11 protein-coding genes and 1 pseudogene are annotated in these 18515 nt (G+C 39.2%); 10 read left to right on the top strand and 2 right to left on the bottom strand.

The window, feature by feature from the left end; translation table 11 throughout:
- Positions 1-98 precede the first annotated feature (98 nt).
- Together NQ505_RS01425 and NQ505_RS01420 are read right to left on the bottom strand one after the other, a co-directional pair.
- Positions 99-992, bottom strand: a pseudogene (locus NQ505_RS01425) (sulfatase-like hydrolase/transferase); the annotation flags it as partial.
- A 215-nt stretch (positions 993-1207) separates the two neighbouring features.
- Complete coding sequence (locus tag NQ505_RS01420) at positions 1208-2581, bottom strand: sigma-54-dependent transcriptional regulator (protein WP_008997866.1); 1374 nt, start codon at positions 2579-2581, stop codon at positions 1208-1210.
- An 87-nt stretch (positions 2582-2668) separates the two neighbouring features.
- Between NQ505_RS01420 and NQ505_RS01415 the strand changes: the two genes are divergently transcribed.
- The 10 genes from NQ505_RS01415 to NQ505_RS01370 all read left to right on the top strand — a co-directional run bounded on the left by NQ505_RS01415 (position 2669) and on the right by NQ505_RS01370 (position 18494).
- Positions 2669-3508 carry a peptidylprolyl isomerase gene (locus NQ505_RS01415; protein WP_004304934.1) on the top strand — a complete coding sequence of 280 codons (840 nt, stop codon included), beginning with the start codon at positions 2669-2671 and terminating at the stop codon, positions 3506-3508.
- A 5-nt stretch (positions 3509-3513) separates the two neighbouring features.
- Positions 3514-4752 carry a M16 family metallopeptidase gene (locus tag NQ505_RS01410; protein ID WP_008997865.1) on the top strand — a complete coding sequence of 413 codons (1239 nt, stop codon included), beginning with the start codon at positions 3514-3516 and terminating at the stop codon, positions 4750-4752.
- 85 nt (positions 4753-4837) lie between these two features.
- On the top strand, positions 4838-6196 hold the full coding sequence (locus tag NQ505_RS01405) for an MATE family efflux transporter (RefSeq protein ID WP_008997864.1): 1359 nt from the start codon (positions 4838-4840) through the stop codon (positions 6194-6196).
- Between the two features lie 40 nt (positions 6197-6236).
- Positions 6237-8567 (top strand): hybrid sensor histidine kinase/response regulator, encoded by a 2331-nt coding sequence (locus tag NQ505_RS01400; RefSeq protein ID WP_008997863.1) that lies wholly within the window; start codon positions 6237-6239, stop codon positions 8565-8567.
- Between the two features lie 65 nt (positions 8568-8632).
- Positions 8633-9208 (top strand): RNA polymerase sigma-70 factor, encoded by a 576-nt coding sequence (locus NQ505_RS01395; RefSeq protein ID WP_004304929.1) that lies wholly within the window; start codon positions 8633-8635, stop codon positions 9206-9208.
- 33 nt (positions 9209-9241) lie between these two features.
- Positions 9242-10414, top strand: a complete 1173-nt coding sequence (locus tag NQ505_RS01390; protein WP_004324638.1) for a FecR family protein — start codon at positions 9242-9244, stop codon at positions 10412-10414.
- Between the two features lie 16 nt (positions 10415-10430).
- Positions 10431-13775 carry a SusC/RagA family TonB-linked outer membrane protein gene (locus NQ505_RS01385; RefSeq protein WP_008997862.1) on the top strand — a complete coding sequence of 1115 codons (3345 nt, stop codon included), beginning with the start codon at positions 10431-10433 and terminating at the stop codon, positions 13773-13775.
- A 20-nt stretch (positions 13776-13795) separates the two neighbouring features.
- A complete protein-coding gene (locus NQ505_RS01380) occupies positions 13796-15211 on the top strand; it encodes a RagB/SusD family nutrient uptake outer membrane protein (protein ID WP_004324639.1) in 1416 nt (471 codons plus the stop codon).
- Positions 15212-15224: 13 nt separating this feature from the next.
- Positions 15225-15680 (top strand): hypothetical protein, encoded by a 456-nt coding sequence (locus NQ505_RS01375; RefSeq protein ID WP_004304925.1) that lies wholly within the window; start codon positions 15225-15227, stop codon positions 15678-15680.
- Positions 15681-15692: 12 nt separating this feature from the next.
- Positions 15693-18494 (top strand): M16 family metallopeptidase, encoded by a 2802-nt coding sequence (locus tag NQ505_RS01370; protein WP_004304924.1) that lies wholly within the window; start codon positions 15693-15695, stop codon positions 18492-18494.
- The last annotated feature ends 21 nt before the right edge of the window (positions 18495-18515 follow it).

Here is an 18515-nt window from a genome sequence, read left to right as displayed (position 1 = left end):
GTGTCGTAACAGCTAAAGTAACCATTTAGGGCTGACTCCTGCAAATGGAATCAGCCCTAATTTTTAATCAGAAATAAGTTTTACCGGACAGCAATAAAACTTTTATCCATTCCTTCAATCAGTGTGGCATAAGCAGCTTCATGATCTGTCATTCCTTTTTTCTTGTACTTTTCATAGAAGCGCATATCTTTGTTCAAAGGAATGTGGATGGCATATTGCGACATATACAAATAGAAAGGCTGATTATACTTTTTCGCTTTATCCAGTGCTTTAATGGCTTCCAATGTCAATGCTTCAGTTACAAATGTTTCCGTTCCCCAATATTTCTCTAATCCGGGAACAGACATCAGTGATACCGCTTTCCCGTCTTTGGTATGTCCGTAATTCTCTTCTCCCAGGTAACTGGCAAGTCCACCAGCCGCATGTCCGGCAATATTTACCTCGAATCCCCAATGATGAGGATCTTCCCCTGGAGTATCTATCGCTCCGAAATGGGCTTTTCCACAATGTATAGTATGATAACCACTATTCTTTAGCAGTTGCACGAAGGAGGTTCCTACGAAAGTATGATTAGTGCCGGACACTTGACTTACTCCATTGTAATTCCAGTCAGGGACTGCCAGAATGCTATCTTTACGGTCTGTCATTGTATTCTTTTGCAGCGTCCAGTTAGTGACTCGATGGCGTGCGGCGTTTGTTCCGGTGATGAGGCTGCACCGGGTAGGAGAACTGATACTGTTGGCATACGCTTGAGTAAACATCATTCCCTGTTTTGCTAACCGCTCCATATTGGGAGTCTCGTACAATTCGTTATAGTGTGTTTTCTGTGTCCAGAATGGGAGTGAAGTATCCTGCCATCCCATATCGTCTACCATAAAGAGAATGATATTCGGACGTTTGTCCGCGCGTTCTATTTGCATATTGCTTTGTGCTTGCAGATTGGTTGCTGCGAGTGGCACAAATACAAGGGGTAATAATGTTTTTTTATTCATGGGGGTCATTTTATTCTATGGAATATGCATTAAAATTAATAATATCTGGTAATGCGATAGATTCGGTTAAAGATAAGTTCGAGCACTACAAAAAGGAATCATTTCTCACCGTGATGAGAATAAATACTCATAGTAATGAGAACTTTTTCTCATCGCATTGAGAAAATTTTCTCATAGGCATGAGAACACTTGAGAAAATGCAAGAACGTAACTTGTTACAAATCAATATTGTATAATTTCAATTTATTATATAAAGTCTTCCGATCAATATTCAGTAATTGCGCTGCTTTACTCTTATTGTTTCCTGTTTGGCGTAGTGCCTCCAAAATATGCTCTTTTTCAGTCTCTTCATTGCGTAATGCAATGCTCGTATTGCTGGATGCAGGAGTTTCTAAAAGCTCGGTCCCCAATTCCAATAGAGTAATGAAACTGCCTTGTGCCAATAAAGTTGCTCTTTTGACGATGTTCTTCATTTGGCGCAAATTTCCCGGCCAATGATAATTCATTAAAGCTTGCGATGCTTTTGCATCGAAACCAATCAGGTGTTTATCCAGTTCCTTGTTTGCCTGATCGAGGAAGAAATTGGCAAAGAGCAGAATATCTTCTTTCCGTTCTTTCAGATCGGGCATACGAAGGGTAAATTCATTGATACGATGATAAAGGTCTTCACGGAAAGTACCTTTTTCAATGGCTTGTTCCAGATTCTCATTGGTGGCAGATACCAGACGAATATCTACCGATATCTCCTGTGTAGAACCTACCGGACGTATTTTTCTCTCTTGCAAGGCACGAAGCAGTTGTATCTGCACTTCATAACTAAGGTTTCCGATCTCATCCAGAAAGATAGTACCACCGTTGGCTGCAACGAAAGCCCCCGTTTTATCTGTCAGAGCACCTGTAAACGAACCTTTCACATGACCGAAAAATTCGGAAGCAGCCAGTTCTTTGGGGATAGATCCACAATCTACGGCAATAAACGGTTTATCGTTTCGTTTGCTAAGTTGATGAATACGGTGCGCCACATACTCTTTTCCTGTTCCACTGGAACCGTTGATAAGTACGGACATATTGGTCGGAGCTACCAGACCTACATAATTGTAGAGCTGTTTGGCTGCATCACTTTCTCCTTCCAGATAAGCACGATGATTTTCTGTTGAACCTTTAGATGAAGTAGAAGCACCTTTTTTAGAAGAAGATTTAGCAACGTTATGAGTAGCAGGACTCTTTTCAGACTGCAGACATTCAGAAATTTTCTTCAGTAATTCTTCCGGATTTACCGGTTTGGCTATATAATCACGTGCTCCCAGTTTCATTGCCTGTACGGCGGATTGTATATCCGCATAGCCAGTCATGATGATTAAAGGAATGTCCATGCCTTGTTCATTCATCCATTTCAGCAGATCGATACCTTCGTGGTCGGGTAGTCGCAGGTCTGATAAAATCAGATCGACGTTTTGGCTTTCGATATGTTTTCGGGCGCGGGCAATATTACTCACTGATGATACTTCAAAGCCCTTTTTGCCTAGCCAGGTTTTTAGCATCATTCCAAAAGTGATATCATCTTCAACGATCAATATGGAGCTCATCATGTCAGGTTTTGATTCTTTTAAGTCACAAAGGTAAGAGGATTTAGGCGAAAGTGGTATATTTGCAAACTTAAATTAAATAAAAGTGTTATGAAAAAGATTCTATTGATAATATTAACCATATCGTTTTGCGGACTTACTGCCTGCAAAACTGGAACAAAAAAAGGAGGAGACATGGATAAAGAAACGTTGGTAAAGATTGAAACAACTGTAGGAGATATCGAGGTGAAACTATATAATGAGACACCGAAACATCGTGATAATTTTATCAAACTGGTGAAGGATGGTGTTTATGAAGGCACATTGTTTCATCGTGTAATCAAAGATTTTATGATTCAGGCTGGTGACCCGGACTCAAAGAATGCACCGAAAGGAAAAATGCTGGGTACGGGAGATGTAGGTTATACTGTTCCCGCTGAATTTGTATATCCTAAATATTTCCATAAGAAAGGTGCCCTGTCCGCTGCCCGTCAGGGAGATAATGTGAACCCGAAGAAAGAATCTTCCGGTTGTCAGTTCTATATCGTGACAGGTAAGGTGTTCAATGACTCTACCTTGCTGGGTATGGAAAGCCAGATGAATGAGAATAAGATTAATGTTATTTTCAATACGCTGGCACAGAAACACATGAAGGAAATTTATAAGATGCGAAAAGCAAATGACGAAAACGGTCTTTATGATTTGCAGGAAAAGTTGTTTGCAGAGGCACAGGAAATGGCAGCCAAACAACCGGAATTTCATTTCACTCCGGAACAGATTGAAGCCTATACAACGGTGGGAGGAACTCCGCATCTGGATGGCGAATATACTGTGTTCGGCGAAGTAGTGAAAGGTCTGGATATTGTGGATAAAATCCAGCAGGTGAAAACCGACCGTAGCGATCGTCCCGAAGAAGATGTAAAAATAACAAAGGTGACAATACTTGACTGAAATATATGAAAATCAACAGGCATATTCTTGATAATGGGTTACGTCTGGTACATTCGCAGGACGAAAGTACGCAGATGGTTGCTCTTAATATATTATATAATGTGGGAGCTCGCGACGAAGATCCCGAACATACCGGTTTTGCCCATTTGTTCGAACATTTGATGTTCGGAGGGTCGGTGAATATTCCCGATTATGATATGCCGCTTCAACTGGCGGGTGGAGAGAATAATGCCTGGACGAATAATGATATAACCAATTACTACCTCACTGTACCTCGTCAGAATGTAGAAACCGGCTTTTGGTTGGAATCCGACCGGATGTTGAGTCTTGATTTTAGCGAACGGAGTCTGGAGGTACAGCGGGGAGTAGTAATGGAAGAATTCAAACAGCGATGTTTGAATCAGCCTTATGGGGATATCGGACATATTTTGCGTCCTCTGGCTTATCAGACGCATCCTTATCAATGGCCTACTATTGGAAAAGAGTTGTCGCATATTGCCAATGCTACGCTGGAAGAAGTGGAGGCATTCTTTTTCCGTTTTTATGCTCCTAATAATGCCATATTAGCTGTGACCGGCAATATCTCTTTTGAAGAGGCGGTTGCTTTGACAGAAAAATGGTTCGGCTCTATTCCTCGTCGGGAAGTTCCTCAGCGGAACCTGCCACAGGAGCAGGAACAGACGGAAGAGCGCCGGTTGACGGTAGAGAGAAATGTTCCTCTCGATTCTTTATTTATGGCATACCACATGCCTGCCCATTGCCATCCGGATTATTATGCATTTGATATTCTGTCGGATGTGTTGAGTAACGGGCGTTCCAGCCGTTTGAGTCAGCGTTTGGTACAGCAGAAACAATTATTCTCAAGTATAGATGCCTATATTTCCGGCAGTGTAGATGCGGGGTTATTCCATATTAGTGGTAAACCTTCGGCAGGTGTCACCCTGGAACAAGCGGAAGCGGCAGTACGGGAAGAACTGTATTTGTTGCAACAAGAATTGGTTGACGAACAGGAACTGGAAAAGGTGAAGAATAAATTTGAGTCTACCCAGATATTCGGCAACATCAATTATTTAAATGTGGCAACTAACCTGGCTTGGTACGAATTGCTTGGCCGGGCGGAGGACATGGAAAAAGAGGTCGATCGTTATCGGTCTGTTACAGCCGAACAATTGCGGGCGGTAGCTCAATCTGCTTTCCGTAAGGAGAACGGAGTAATACTTTATTATAAGAAACAACAAAATTAAATTCTCCCTTTTTTATAATCTATCAGTGAAAGGGAAAAGTCCCTTTGCCTGAAAATGGAGATACGTTTAGGTAACGGAAAAGTAAATGAGACATATTTATAGTACATATAAAGAGCATTATAAAGCACTAATTTTTCTCGGACTGCCGATTGTGATCGGTCAAATAGGAGTAATCGTTCTTGGATTTGCGGATACGTTAATGATCGGACATCATAGTACGATTGAGCTGGGAGCAGCTTCCTTCGTCAATAATGTGTTCAATCTGGCGATAATTTTCAGTACGGGCTTTTCGTATGGGCTGACTCCCATTGTGGGAGGTTTGTATGGAACCCGGCAGTATGCCCCTGCGGGACAGGCTTTACGCAACAGTTTGCTGGCAAACCTGATGGTTGCATTGCTGCTGACTATCTGTATGACTGTTCTTTATCTAAATATAGAACGTCTCGGACAGCCGGAAGAATTGATTCCCCTGATTAAGCCGTATTACCTTGTTTTGCTCGCTTCACTCGTGTTTGTCATGCTTTTCAATGGATTCAAGCAGTTTACAGACGGAATTACGGATACAAAAACCGCTATGTGGATATTGCTTGGTGGAAATGTCTTGAATATCATAGGAAACTATATCTTGATTTATGGAAAGCTCGGATTGCCCGAGTTAGGTCTGTTGGGAGCAGGTATCAGCACGCTGTTCTCGCGTATCGTGATGGTGATTATATTTATCATCATCTTTATGCGTAGTCCGCGTTTTGTCCGCTATAAGATTGGCTTTTTCCGTTTGGGATGGTCACGAGCTATATTTGGGCGTTTGAACGGCCTCGGATGGCCGGTTGCTTTTCAAATGGGAATGGAGACAGCCTCTTTTAGTCTAAGTGCGATCATGATCGGTTGGCTGGGTACTATCGCTCTGGCTTCTCATCAGGTTATGCTGGCTATTTCACAGTTTACATTTATGATGTATTACGGTATGGGTGCCGCTGTGGCTGTTCGTGTCAGTAACTTCAAAGGTCAGAATGATATCATCAATGTACGTCGTTCTGCCTATGCAGGTTTTCATCTGATGATGACATTGGGCGTTGTGCTTTCTTTGATTGTCTTCCTTTGCCGGAATTACTTGGGAGGCTGGTTTACCGACAGTCAGGAAGTGGCTGCTATGGTGACCTCTCTAATCTTCCCTTTCCTCGTTTATCAGTTTGGCGACGGACTGCAGATTACTTTCGCCAACGCTTTGCGTGGAATTTCAGATGTAAAACTAATGATGGTGATTGCCTTTGTCGCCTATTTCATTATTTCCCTTCCTGTAGGTTATTTCTGTGGCTTTGTGATGGGATGGGGAGTAGTAGGTGTCTGGATGGCGTTCCCTTTTGGTTTGACAAGCGCAGGATTGATGCTTTGGTGGCGTTTTCACCACATGACGAAACTCCCCGAACCTCATCCCAAAACCTGATACTAAATACTTGATACTTAAAACTTAATACTTAACCCCAATGGCTTCCTTCCGTTTTACAAAGTTGAAAATAACCGCCGGTTACACTTTGTTGCTGGCGATCCTCCTTTTCTCGCTGGTGTTTGTACATCGTGAGATGGAAGCATTGTCGGCCGCCGACGATCAACAGAATTTAAGAACAGACAGTTTATTGACCCTTCTCCATGAGAAAGATCAAAACACGATTCAGATGTTGCGGGTGCTAAGTGAGGCAAACGACAGCCTTCTCTCTGCTTCGGAAATCGAAGAAATCATATCCGAACAGGATTCTGTGATTACCCAGCAACGGGTACAACATCGGGTCATCACCAAACGTGACTCGTTAATCACTACTCCTAAAAAGAAGGGATTCTTCAAACGACTCGCCGAAGTGTTTTCCCCTTCTAAACAAGACAGTGCCGTATTAGTAAATACATCGTTGGAAGTAGCCACTGATACCATTCTCCAACCGACCACTTCTAAAGATTCTCTTCAGCAGAAAATCCGCATGGCTACCGAAGAAAAACGGTTGCAACGGAGGAAAACAATCCGACGTACCAGTACAAAGTACCAGCGGATGAATACGCAGTTGACGGCACGGATGGATAGCCTGATTAAACAGTATGAGGAAGAAATGACCTTGCGTGCCCGTCAGGATGCCGAACTTCAGCAGGAAGTGAGGATGCGGTCGGCACGTATCATCGGCGGTATCGCGGTTGGTGCCGTACTATTATCGGCTTTTTTCCTGATATTGATTATGCGGGATATTTCCCGTAGTAACCGTTACCGCCAGCAATTGGAGGTGGCGAATAAACGGGCGGAAGATTTGCTGATCGCCCGTGAAAAATTAATGCTTGCCATTACCCATGATTTTAAAGCTCCGTTAGGCTCAATTATGGGATATACCGAACTCTTGTCCCGATTGACAGAAGATGAACGGCAACGATTCTACCTCGACAATATGAAAAGTTCTTCAGAACATTTATTGAAGTTAGTCAGTGACTTGCTTGATTTCCATCGGCTTGATCTCAATAAAGCGGAAGTGAATCGCGTAACCTTTAACCCTTCCCAGCTATTCGACGAAATTTATGTCAGTTTCGAACCTTTGACCGCTGCCAAAGGTTTAGCCTTGCAATGTCACGTCGTCCCGGAACTGAATGGAAGATATATCAGTGATCCTTTGCGACTCCGGCAAATTGTGAACAACCTTTTGTCCAATGCCGTAAAGTTTACTCAAAAAGGAGAAATTAGCCTGACAGCCAGTTATGATTCTTCTAAGTTAACCATCGCCATTGCCGATACAGGAAAAGGAATGGCATCAGAAGATCGTGAACGTATCTTCCAAGAATTTACACGTCTTTCCGGTGCGCAGGGGGAAGAAGGTTTCGGACTCGGACTCTCTATTGTGAAGAAATTGGTAACTTTGCTTGAAGGAACCATTGACGTGCAAAGCACATTAGGAAAAGGGAGCTGTTTTACTGTAACTTTACCTCTTTATCCGGTAGGTAAATTCCTTGCAGAGAGCGAATCTCCGGAAAGTGAATCTTCGGAGAATGAAAGTCCATACGCTCCCAAACAGTCGGCTGCCATTCCTCCCATGAAAGTCATTCGTGTGCTTTTGATTGATGACGATAAGATTCAGCTGAATCTGACTGCCGCCATGTTGAAACAGCATGGTATTGATGCAGTGTGCTGTGAACAGCTGGAACAGCTGATTGAACAACTTCGCTCTTCCGTCTTCGATGTATTGCTGACAGATATACAAATGCCTGCCATTAACGGGTTTGATCTGGTAAAACTATTACGGGCTTCTAATATACCACAAGCAAAAACAATCCCTGTTATTGCTGTGACTGCCCGTAGTGAAATGGATAAAGCCGCTTTACATGAACATGGTTTTGCCGGTTGTTTGCATAAACCGTTTACAGTAAAGGAATTGTTGCTAACAGTAAATGAAGGTCAACTTTCGGCCGATGAAGCGCATATAACAGAAGATATGCAACTAAATGTAAATGCCCTCACTTCTTTTTCGGAGGATGATCCTGAAGCTACACATTCCATTATCCAAACATTTATAGAGGAAACACAAAAGAGTGCTGACCGGATGGTGCAGGCATTAAATGCTAAGGAGGTGGATGAAATAGCTGCAATAGCTCACAAACTTCTTCCTCTTTTTACATTGATTGGAGCTGGGAATGCTGTAATTCTACTGAGTTGGTTGGAGGCAAGGCGTGGGGAGGACTTTTCTACGGAAATAAATGAAAAGGTTGAGAGCATTCTTCAAGAAATTCAGAAAATCCTGAAAGAGGTAAACGGTGTAGAGTGTTCGAATATTCTTAATTCTGAAATATGATTTAATGTTTATTTATTGTTTTTTTCTATCGTTTATTTCTATATTTGCTGTCTAAAACTTGCTAAATGATACGTGAGCCTGGTTTTTCTATTAATCGGAAAGATATATTTGAAAGATTGTTCAGTGATTATTACGGGATATTAGTATGTTATGCTCAAAAATATACGAAACGTGAAGATATAGCTGAAGATATCGTACAAGATGTATTTGCATCTTTGTGGGAAGAAAATCGTATATTTCCTTCGCAAGCGAATTTTCGTTCATTTCTTTATATTTCGATAAGAAATGCGGCTTTTGATTATTTGCGACATCAAAATGTAGAAAGTCGTTATATTGAAGAAGCTTTGACTGCAAATCGTTTCTTGTCGGATGATTCTTTTCAGAAAGAAGAAGTTTTTCGCTTACTATTTAAACAGATTGATTTACTTCCGGAACGTTGTCGGGAAATATTCTTGTTACATCTGGAAGGTTATGATAATGATGCTATTGCTAAAAAATTATCGTTGTCAATAGAAACTGTTAAAACTCAAAAGAAACGTGCAATGAAAACTCTTCGGAACAATCTGAAAGAGAAATTGCAAAAAAAATATCCAGATACCTCATTTTTTATTCTTTTCTTGTACCTCGATTTATATCTATAATCGTTTGTGTAATACAAATGATAATTAGATAGTATGGAGATTGAAAAACTAATTGTTAAATACTTGGTCGGGTGTTTATCTAAAGAAGAAGACCAAATTCTAAAAAAATGGTTGCAAGAGGATGAATCTCATCTGCGTTTTTTTCAGAAAATCAACTTGGATAAGACTGCTGTTGAGGATTATCGTCAATATCATCGTTTTGATGCTAAATCGGATGAGGCTTTCCGTAAAGTATGGACCTCTTTACATAAGGGAACTAGAAGGATATCAACGCAAAGAAAAATAGGCTTTTTTTCTCGTCGTTGGTTGAAGATTGCTTGTGCTCTACTGATATTGCTATTTTCTGTAGGGGGAGGACTCTATTTTTACTATGAGGCATCACGAATAACTCCTGGAGAGTCAAAAGCAATATTGACTTTAGAAGATGGTAGTGCTAAACAATTGAAAAAATCAGGGCAAGAACATTGGATTTATATAGGTGATACACCTATTGCAAGAGAGTATGATGGGATGATTGTTTATCATATCCCAGAAACATCAAAAGTGGAAATAAGTCAACAGAATACTTTGTCTGTTCCTCGTGGAGGAGAATTTCGATTAACTTTATCAGATGGAACAAGGGTACATTTGAATTCTTTATCAGAGTTGAAATATCCGGTTAGTTTTAAAGGTATGAATGAACGAACTGTAGAATTGAAAGGGGAGGCCTTTTTTGAAATAGCGAAAGATTCATTACATCCATTTAAAGTAGAAACTCAAGGAATTTTGATACAGCAGTTTGGGACGGCGTTTAATGTGAAGTCTCGTGTGAAAGGAAAAGTTGAAGTTGCTTTAGTGCAGGGTAGCATTGGAATTTATACTCAATCTCAAAAGTTGCATAAACTATCACCAGGACAGCTAGCCATATGGGATGCTTCTACGGATCTTTTATCAGTTGAAAATAAAGATTTGTTATTAAATACCGCTTGGCATTCTAATCGTTTTATTTTTTATGATGAGAGTCTGGGAAGTCTGATGGAAGAACTTGCATTGTGGTATAATGTAGATGTTGATTTCTTAGATAAATCATTGAAAGAACTTCATTTCACAGGCAGTTTATATCGATATGACGATATAGCTGTCATTTTGAATGCTATCGAAGAGACAGTAAATGTTGACTTTAAGATTTCCGGACTTCGTATTAAAATTGATCGGAAGAATAAATAATAATATATAAGTGATTATGAGAATTCTAATTATTATAATGTTGCTATGTACAACATTAGTCCCTAATTACCTGTATGCCATTTCTCATGAAAATTATAGTGAGGAATCGTTCTTGTTCGTTGGTGAAGATTATATGCAAGAGAATTATAAGGTAACGTTACATTTGAGTGGTGTTTCTGTTAGTACATTGTTTAATGAGATCCAAAAACAGACCAAACTGGATTTTGTTTATAATACAGAATTATTGGATACTATAACACCGATTTCCGTTACGGCAGAAAAGGAATCAGTTTTTGATGTTTTGAATCGTTTGTTTAATGGAACAGGTTTTATTTTTAAAAAGTCTGGCAATATTATCACTGTTAATAAAAAAGAAGAACTACAGCAGGATGATAAATTCTTAGTAACAGGAGAAGTAAAGGATGATACCGGTGAACCATTAGTCGGTGTAACTATACAACAAAAGGATACTCGTAATATTACGATAACGGATATGGATGGACGCTATTCAATTCAAGTGTCTAGTAAGGCAGAGGCTTTTTTAACTTTTTCATTTGTGGGGATGAAAACGAAAACAGTACCCGTTAAGGGAAGAGTACTTAATGTAAAACTTGTTCAGGATGCGATTTCTATTGATGATGTCGTGGTTGTAGGAGCGTATGGTACAGCACAAAAGAGGCTAGACCAAGTCGGTAGTGCTTTTCAAGTGAATGCTGACCAGTTAAAAGCATTACCAGCTTTACGAGTGGATAAAATGTTGGATGGCTTGATTCCGGGAGTGAAAATTGATCCGAATACAGATTCACCGGATAATACACGTGCACGTTACAATGTAAGGGTTCGTGGAGATGCTTCTCTATCTGCTTCGAACGAGCCATTGTGGGTTGTGGATGGGACTCCTATTTATACAGGTGAACATACTAATTTGATTCCTGGAATGAGTACGACTATCAGTCCGTTATCTTTTATCAATCCTGATGATATTGAGTCAATAACAGTATTGAAGGATGCTACGGCAACTTCCATTTACGGAGCGAATGGTGCAAACGGAGTCATATTGATAACAACTAAAAAAGGAAAAGAAGGTGACTTGCGTATTCATTTAACGGCTCAATATGGAGTTGCAAAGATTGATAAGAGTACTAGTCCGAAAGTTCTGAATGCCAATCAATATCTAATGTTAGCTAAGGAAGCTTATCAAAATGCAGGGAACGATTTAAAATACTTTCCCTATACTGATAATGAAATGAACAAATACAGCCTTACAAATACAGATTGGACAGATGTGTTTTATGATACCGCTAATACTTTTCAAACAAATTTATCTTTAATGGGAGGGGCTCGGAATACAGCGTATTATTTATCAGCTTCTTATTTAGAGAATACAGCAACGGTGAAAGGGAATAAACAACAGCGTTTTTCTATTCGTTCTAATTTGGATTTTACTTTTCTTCGAAAGTTTAAGGTCTCGGTTGATCTTGCTACTTCTTATAATGTGAATGATTTGTTTAATCCAGGAAGGGATTATTATGAGTACTTACCGATATTCGAACCATATAATGAAGATGGAACTTTTCGTCTTTACAATAAGGTTATATCCGGAAAAGAAACGGATGGAAGTCCTAAATGGTCGGAGAACCGTTTCTTGAACAGTGTAGCGGAAAGGGAAGAGAATATTTATAATCAAAAGACTTTATATACGAATGCCAATTTAATGTTGAGATATGATATTCTTTCAGGGTTATCTTACACAGGACAATTTGGTGTTGATTATCAGTCAGGTAAGGAAGAAATTTATTATGCTCGTACTAATTGGTCCGGAATGACGAGCGCTGATGGTCCGATAGGTTATTCCACTAGAAACTCATTAAATATGATGAACTGGACTACTGTACATCGCATTAATTATAAGCAGTCTTTTGATAAACATGATATAAGTGGATTATTGGGGATTGAGGCTGGTTCACAGGACTATGTGACACTTGGAGTTACAGGGTCAGGCTTCATTAATGATCATATTCAAGATGTGTCTTATGCAAAAGAGCGTAAAGGGACTAATACTAGTAAGACGAAACGCAAAGCTTCTATGTTAGGGCAGCTTAGTTATTCTTACGATCATCGATATTATGTGACATTAAATGGACGTAGAGACGGAAATTCACAATTTGGGTCAGATGTACGCTGGGCTAATTTTGGTTCTATAGGAGTTTCTTGGAATGTTCAGAATGAGAGTTTTTACAATATTCCATGGATGAATATTTTGAAAATAAAAGCTAGTTATGGGGCAAATGGAAATTCCCGCTTAGGTTCTCAGGAAGCTCTTGGCTTATATTCTTATGGGGAAAGTTATTCTTATGCAGGAGAAATAGGTGGTGTTATGTCGGGGTGTCCAAACAGCCGTTTGAGTTGGGAAACTACTTATATGACAAATATAGGTGTTCGTGTACGCTTGTTCGATCGTTTGGATATAGAAGTTGAAGGGTATCATAATAAGACAACTAATTTGTTGAGTAATTTAGATGTTTCTCGAACGACAGGTGATACTCGTGTGTATAGAAATGTAGGAACAATATTAAATAAAGGGATTGAAGTGACTATAACTAGTCACAATTTCCGGCCGAAGAAAGATGGTGATTTCAGTTGGTTAACTGATCTGAATCTAGCACATAATAGTAATAAACTCTTAGAGCTATATAATGGCATTCAGAAAAATATGGGTGAGATGGTTTGGAGGGAAGGATATGACATACATACATATAACTTAGTGCGCTGGGCTGGAGTTGATCCTCGTGACGGAGCACCTTTGTGGTATGATGCAAAAGGGAATATAACACGGATTTACAGTACGGATAACCGTGTCCCGTATAAGAGTTCAACTCCTGTCCTAGCTGGTGGCTTGACAAATACTTTAACGTACAAAGATTTTAGTTTGCGCTTTATGTTCAATTATTCAATAGGAGGCTACGGATTTACATCTTTCGGTAGGGCAAGTAATTCGGATGGGTTGAATATAATGACGGAAAATCAGTCTATTGACCAGTTGAATCGTTGGCAAAAATCCGGCGATTTAGTGCTGAACCCTAAACCAATATGGGGTGTCTCTACTCAGTCGGTGATGAACTCTACCCGTTATTTGTATAACAAAACTCAGGTTCGTTTGCAGAATCTAGTATTTTCCTATCGAATTCCCCGGACAATTCTACATTCGACTGGCTTAAAAGATTGTTCTATTTCTTTAATTGGAGATAATTTATGGGTCTGGACCCCTTATTCGGGAAAGGATCATAATTCTTATAAAACATGTATGAGTGGTTATCCGATGGAAAGATATTTCTCGATAGCACTAAATGTAGGATTATAATTAAATAGGTTTAAGATAACATGAAAAAAAGAATATATCTACTAGTCGGTGCTTTATGCATCATTATGCAATTGGTTAGCAGTTGTACCAATTTTTTAGAAGTTGAAGAAAAAGGAAAAACAACAATCCCTTCATTCCTTTCAGATCCTGACGGACTTAATGCAGGGCTGGTTGGCGCATATAATAAGATGTATGCTTATTATGACAATGAGTTTACAAAATATCCGGATGTTGCCGGAAATATGTTGTCAATGAAGTATGTCTCTGCAGGAGCAGATATGCTTGATCAGTATAATTTTACTTCTGATGCTTTACAAGAGACAGGAGCTGTAGGGTATATTTGGCGTAAAATATATGAAGCCTTGGCAAATGTGAATAATGTAATTCAATATCAGCCTCAGGTGATTTCAGCTTATCCGAATGCAAAGGATATGTGTCAACGTATTCTCGGAGAAGCTTTATTCTTGAGGGCATTGTGCCATTTCGATTTATGTAGGGTATATGCACAACCTTATAATTACACGTCAGATGCTTCACATTTAGGAGTTCCTATTCTATTAAAAACTCCAGGTCCCGATGATAATGTTTCCAGGGAGAGTGTTAAGAAAGTATATTTACAAATTTTAGCAGATTTGGAACGAGCTGCCGATTGTTTCAGGGGCATTGAATCAAGTGGAATATATTATGCTTCTTTACAAGCGGTCAACGCATTATATTCGAGAGTCTATTTGTATATGGAAGATTGGAATAACGCCCTGAAGTATGCAAAACTGGCAATTGGGACAGGGAAACTGTCTCAAGGAGATACCTATTTAAATATGTACCAGGATCTTTCTACTACGGGAGAAGCTATCTTTCGATTGAATGGAATAGATCAATCAGGAAAATTAAAGGCTTTTTATGATGCTTCCTGTGTTCCTGCAGATACATTATTTACGTTGTTCGATGAAGGGGATATCCGTCTTGGCTTACTTAGAAATAAAGATGGAATAGCTTATTGTTCCAAATATTATTCTCTAAAACAGCCAGATAATCAAGTGAATAGGGATGATCCATTTGTTTTCCGTCTTTCCGAAATGTATATGAATGCTGCTGAAGCAGCTTGGCATCTGAAAGATTATACAGCTGCTTCCGGATATCTTAAATCTATTTTGGAGCGTGCTGTAGATACAGACTATGCAGTCAATACACTTAGTCAATATTCAGACGCAAAACTGATACAACTGATAGAGAAGGAACGTGTAAAGGAACTCTGTTTTGAGGGACATAATTTCTTTGACATTATACGCTGGAAGCAGGATCTTAAACGTGAGGAAAATACGAATTCTTCAGTGGAAAAGATCGTTTATCCTAGTGATTATTTTGTATTGCCTATTCCGCAAGTAGAATTGAATGCGAATACAAATATGCAACCCAATCCGACAGTAAACAATTAAAAATAAATCATTTATGAGATCACTATACTTTATATTACTAATAAGCTGCCTTTGGGCATGTACTACTGATGAGAAAGAGCCTTATGATACGCCTTTTATTCATATTATGACAGATAAAGGTGTATCTAAAGTTATTGTCAAGTCGGATGTGAATAACATTAATACTTATAGTGTGTATCTGAGTTCGAAACCTCTGACTGAGAATCTGGAAGTGAACTATCAAGTCATAGTAGGAGATGGTCTGAAATCCGGTGTTGATTTTGAACTGGTAACAAAGGGTAGTACATTAACTTTTCTACCGGGTATTTATGATATGCCCATACGCATCCGATGGATGCCAAATCATTTAGATGAGAACAAAGACAATACAATAACCATTCGTTTGACTGGCAATAATCAAGGACTGACTATGGGGCTTCCAGGTCCCGACGGTTTACAGCGCGAACTGGTGATAGAGAAACAGAATTAATGAAGGAGTAGAATGAAAAAGTTTTTATGGCTGATTTTTATAGGCTTATTGCTAAGCCCTGTTGTATACGGGCAATCATCGGAGTTCTTACAGTATGATAAGAATCTGATTGTAAGAAAACTGGATAATGGATTAACCTATTATATTTACCCGAATACGAATCCCAAAGGGGAAGCCGTTTATCGTTTGTTTGTGAAGGCTGGTTCCGTCATGGAGAAGGAGAATCAACGAGGATTGGCTCATTTCCTAGAACACATGGCATTTAATGGTAGTTATCATTTCCCCTCTGATGGTATGGTTCGTTTCTTAGAGTCGAAAGGAGCCAAATTCGGGAAAGATTTAAACGCGCACACCTCGTTTAATGAGACTGTGTATAAATTGCAGTTGCCTTCATCCAATCCTCAAATGGTAGATTCAACATTAACTATCTTAGCTGATTGGGCAGGCGGGCTTTCTATCGATTCAATGCAGGTAGAAAAAGAACGTGGAGTTATACTTTCGGAATGGTTGTCGAAGAGAGATGCCAAACGCGATAGTGATACAGCTTTTCTATTGGAGCTTCTGAATAGTTCGCACTATTCCGAACGAATGACTATTGGTGATACGGCTGTCATTAGAAACTGTAAACGAGAGGATATTCTGGATTATTATCAAACATGGTATCATCCTTCACTAATGGCTGTGGCCGTTGTAGGTGATATAAATCCTGAACAGGTTGAGACGCTTATAAAGGAGAAATTCGGGAAACTATCGTCTCTTGCCTCTCCTATTTGGAAGCAATGCCACATTCCTGTTTATAAAAAGGAAGCGGTAAAGATACTTACCAATGAATCGCTGAAAACAATAGAATTGGATATGATTCAGTTGCTGCCACTTTCAAAACCGGTTCAGACAGCAAAGGATTATAAGGCTTATTTGACCCGAACATTATTGAATCGCCTTTTTAAGATGCGAATGAATGCTTGGGCTTTTGAAAATCCTTCTTATAGGAAAGCCAGTATTCAGTACTCAAGTTTTCTGAATGCAACTGGAGTATTGCTATGTTCGGTAGAACTACTACCTGGGAAAATGGAAAAAGGTATTTCGGAGTTTATTGCACAGCAACAGCAAATCTTTCGTTATGGGTTTACTGAGACGGAAATAGAACGTGCCAAAAAGGTTATTTATAATAACTTGGAGAATAAACTTCAAAATCAGCAAAATCCTGCTTCCGTTGAATTAATGAACGATATTTATGCCGATTTTTATGTAGGAAACAGATTTACCTCATTACAAGAAGAGTATCGATTAGTTCAACGATATTTTCCAGAACTAGACTCTGTTGCTTTGGTTAGGAATTTGGCAAAAGTATATTCACCCCAAAAGATGCATTATCTATTGCGAGCAAATGAAAAAGCTAATAAGGAAGTGAATGGAGATGCGACTTTGATGTCAATTATAAAAGAAGCCAGAAAACAATCTTCGAAACGGTATAATAAATATTTTTCTGTACCGGATGAATTATGCCAATTACCGTCGGGGGGACATATTGTCAGAGAAGAAAATATACCAGAGATAGGAGCTGTGTCTCTTTGGCTAAATAATGGCACGCGCATTATATTTAAGTCTTCAGAACTCGATAAGGGGAAGGTGTTGTTGACTGGTTTTCGGAAAGGAGGGCTTTATTCTTTAGATTCTTTACATTATTATACAGGTCTATTCGCTCCCAGTATTATTTCACTTTCTGGAGCCGGAAATTTTTCAAGGGATGCATTGAACTATTTTCTGGCAGGAAACTCTGCTTCTATGCGTCTACTTGTTGATAAGACACGTACTGGGCTAGCTGGAGTATCGCAGGTAAAGGATATGGAAACAATGTTTCAACTACTCTATACCAAATGGATGTACCCTCAGTTGGATACAGCAATTTGTAAACAAACAATAGAGAAGACAAAAGAAAATTATCGTGTCAAGCAAAAAAGTCCGACGGAGTTTTTTCAGGAAGAACTAATGTGGCTTTTGAACGGACGAAATTACACAAATACAATACTTTCTGATTCTTTAATAACACGATATGTAAAGCAAGAGGATATGCTTCCTCTATTCAATCGTTTTTATGGTGCAGCGAAAGATTACACATTTGTTATTTTGGGAGACTGTACTATACAGGATATAAAGCCGTTAATCACTACATATATCGGTGGATTACCTAAAGGATCGAATGATACGGATTGGTGTTATACAGAACGTAATATACCTTATAAATCCTGTTCATTGATACGTCACACGGGGGATTCTCCTAAAGCATCAGTTTCATTGATTTTCCAGCAAGACAGTTTGTTAGAGGAGTTTAGCTCATTCACATTGAAATCGAATGTAATGAAAGCGATGTTGCGCACTTGTTTACTTAACCGTTTGCGTGAGGAAATGGGAAAAGTCTATAGTGTAAGCGTAGCTTCGAGTGCGGGTTTATATCCTTCTTTCTTATCACGAACGATGATTGGATTTGTCTGCTTGCCAGAGGATGTTGATAGTTTGGTTAATGCTACACAAGAAGAATTACAAAGACTTTATGAATATCCGGAATCATTTGACGGTATATTAACGGATGTTAAACGTAATCTTTTGAAAGATTTTGAATTGGATAAACAAAAAAACTCTTTTTGGACTTCTTGGATTCGCAATTCCATATTCAATCAACAGGAGGATTGGAAATATCTGAATAATTATGCACAAACAGTAAATAGTATAACAGCAAAAGATATTTCTTCTTTTGCAAAATCTTTATTGAGCACTACTCCCATGATAAAAGCTGTGCTTTACCCTAAAAATTAGTAATAATATGATTGTATAACA

Origin of the sequence: Bacteroides sp. D2, assembly GCF_025147085.1 — a bacterium.
In the GTDB taxonomy this organism is placed as follows: Bacteria; Bacteroidota; Bacteroidia; order Bacteroidales; family Bacteroidaceae; genus Bacteroides.
The sequence above is the reverse complement of the archived record's forward strand: the minus strand, read 5'-3'. Positions and strand labels throughout refer to the sequence as shown.